Here is a 2024-nt window from a genome sequence, read left to right on the forward strand (position 1 = left end):
AATAGAAATGCAACCCGAAACCATAATGTCAATAACCGGAAACAAACACTACCTAAAAATTTTCAATGCGGCATTTTGTATTTAAAATGGTATTACTTGAAGGGGCCGAGGTACCTACTCCCAAGTTTCCAGAGAAATAGCCATCACCTTCAACTTCTAATTCCTTCTCAGGATTTGAAATACCAATGCCAACCTTATCATCTTTGGTTATTACAAATGCGTTGTGCCTTATTGCATGCGGAGTACCATCCTTAGGACGTGCATATGTAATGCTGGCAGGCTTAGTAAGCCAGCAGTAATGCTTTGTTAAACAACGCCAATTCGTTAATGACGAATCGGCTTCAAAATAAAAATAGGAATAAACGAATTGGCTCAGTGTGTAACTGGAAGGGCGGAGCTATGAATCCCGCACTCCACATGCACGCGGCCGTTATGCCCAATTATAAATAAGATATGAGCAAATCAGAGATAGAAGCTAAAATTGAATATCAAAATGTTATTGGAGATGTTAATCCAGGAGGATATCAACCGATAAGATTTACACGAATTAAGTATAAAGCTAGTCATGAAACTCATATTGACATTAGACAATTTCAGAGAGGATATGACGAAAACGGAGAAGAAGAATTTTATCCAACAAAAAAAGGATTTCGATTCTTAGAGTATGAATTTAATAGAGTTATTAAAGAATACACTTTACTCCCAAGAACCTATGTGCATCCTGAAATCATTTCTAAGTGTTTTAGCCTATTAAATAATGGAGAGTTTGAAAGTGCAGTATTGCAATCTTTTAAACTAATTGAAATAAAAATTAGGCAAAAAACTGGAGCCAAACCAGAGGATGTTGGTGTAAGCCTAATAAGAAAAGCTTACAATCCAAACAATGGAATACTTACTGATAAACAATTACCGTTTGCAGAGCGAGAAGCATTTTCAAATTACATTGCTGGTGCATTTGGATATTATAAAAACCCTTGTTCTCATAGAGATGTAAAAATGGATTTCGTTTCTGCATTTGACCGAATTGTTGTAGCAAGTGATATTTTAAAAATCATTGACAACTCAAACATAAATGAATAAAATCGAATTATCTGAAAAAGAACTATTAGAGGCAATTGAGCGTTCAGGTTATCTCCTTGAATCCCAAACAGTAAAACACTTAGTATCTAAAGGGTACTTTGTTGAGTCTAATGTCTCAATTTTAGACCCACACACAAATAAAAGTAGAGAAATAGATTTAGTTGCAGAATTCTATGAGTATGACGAAAAAGTGGCAAGATGCAAAGTAGCAGCAAAAACCCATTTCATTTTCGAAATTAAAAACAACCTCTACCCAATCGTATTATTAACCCAGATGGAGTATTCTCCCAATAATCCTATTTGGGAGGGACTTAGAGAAATAACAACAATACCTCAAGGATTAGAATATGATTCTTATTCTGGTTACTATGAAAAGCTTTTGGAAGAAAAGGATTCTATGTTTACGCAATATTGTTCTTTCCAAAACAAAAAGGGGAATAATCAAGAATTAATGGCAATACACCCTGATAATTTACACTCAGGATTTTCAAAGATTCTACAATACTGTGATGAATCCGTTGAGAGATGGGATAGAGATAAAAATTCTGAGACATATTACGACGAATATTTTCGTCACTTTTTATATATTCCAATACTACTTGTAAGAGATGATTTATACGAATTAAATATCAACAAAAACAACCTGACAAATCTAAAGAAAGTTGACATTTCTAGACTTGTGTTCAATTATCACAGAAATAGTGTTCCTATGATTTCAATAATTTATGTAATGACTCAAAATGGACTTGATAGTTTTCTGCAAAAGTTTAGAGATATAGAGAAAGAAATAACAAATAAAATGCTTCAAATAACTGGGCATAACAAATTGTAAATTGCATTGCGGGGTTTGTGGTGTGTCGTTCGCTGGATTCTCGCAACATCGTTCCGTCCTGCCGGACAGGAACGAGCTCCGAAATCCGCAACGACAACTTACAAGTGACCGT

2 protein-coding genes are annotated in these 2024 nt (G+C 34.5%); both read left to right on the top strand.

The genetic code is table 11. The features are described from left to right. Window positions 1–453 precede the first annotated feature (453 nt). The gene (locus tag K5G00_RS29175; protein WP_238770120.1) at window positions 454–1080 is read left to right on the top strand and encodes a TIGR02391 family protein; all 627 of its coding nucleotides are present in this window, start codon (window positions 454–456) and stop codon (window positions 1078–1080) included. After that, window positions 1073–1912: a hypothetical protein gene (locus tag K5G00_RS29180; RefSeq protein WP_238770121.1), complete on the top strand. Its 840-nt coding sequence runs from the start codon at window positions 1073–1075 to the stop codon at window positions 1910–1912. The genes K5G00_RS29175 and K5G00_RS29180 overlap by 8 nt, the downstream gene beginning before the upstream one ends. Window positions 1913–2024 lie beyond the last annotated feature (112 nt).

Origin of the sequence: Maribellus maritimus (genome assembly GCF_022267315.1) — a bacterium.
In the GTDB taxonomy this organism is placed as follows: Bacteria; Bacteroidota; Bacteroidia; order Bacteroidales; family Prolixibacteraceae; genus Draconibacterium; species Draconibacterium maritimum.

Excerpts from the sequence above, each read along its gene's own strand:
- K5G00_RS29180 (WP_238770121.1), top strand. The coding sequence starts at position 1,073 with ATGAATAAAATCGAATTATCTGAAAAAGAACTATTAGAGGCAATTGAG.
- K5G00_RS29175 (WP_238770120.1), top strand. The coding sequence starts at position 454 with ATGAGCAAATCAGAGATAGAAGCTAAAATTGAATATCAAAATGTTATT.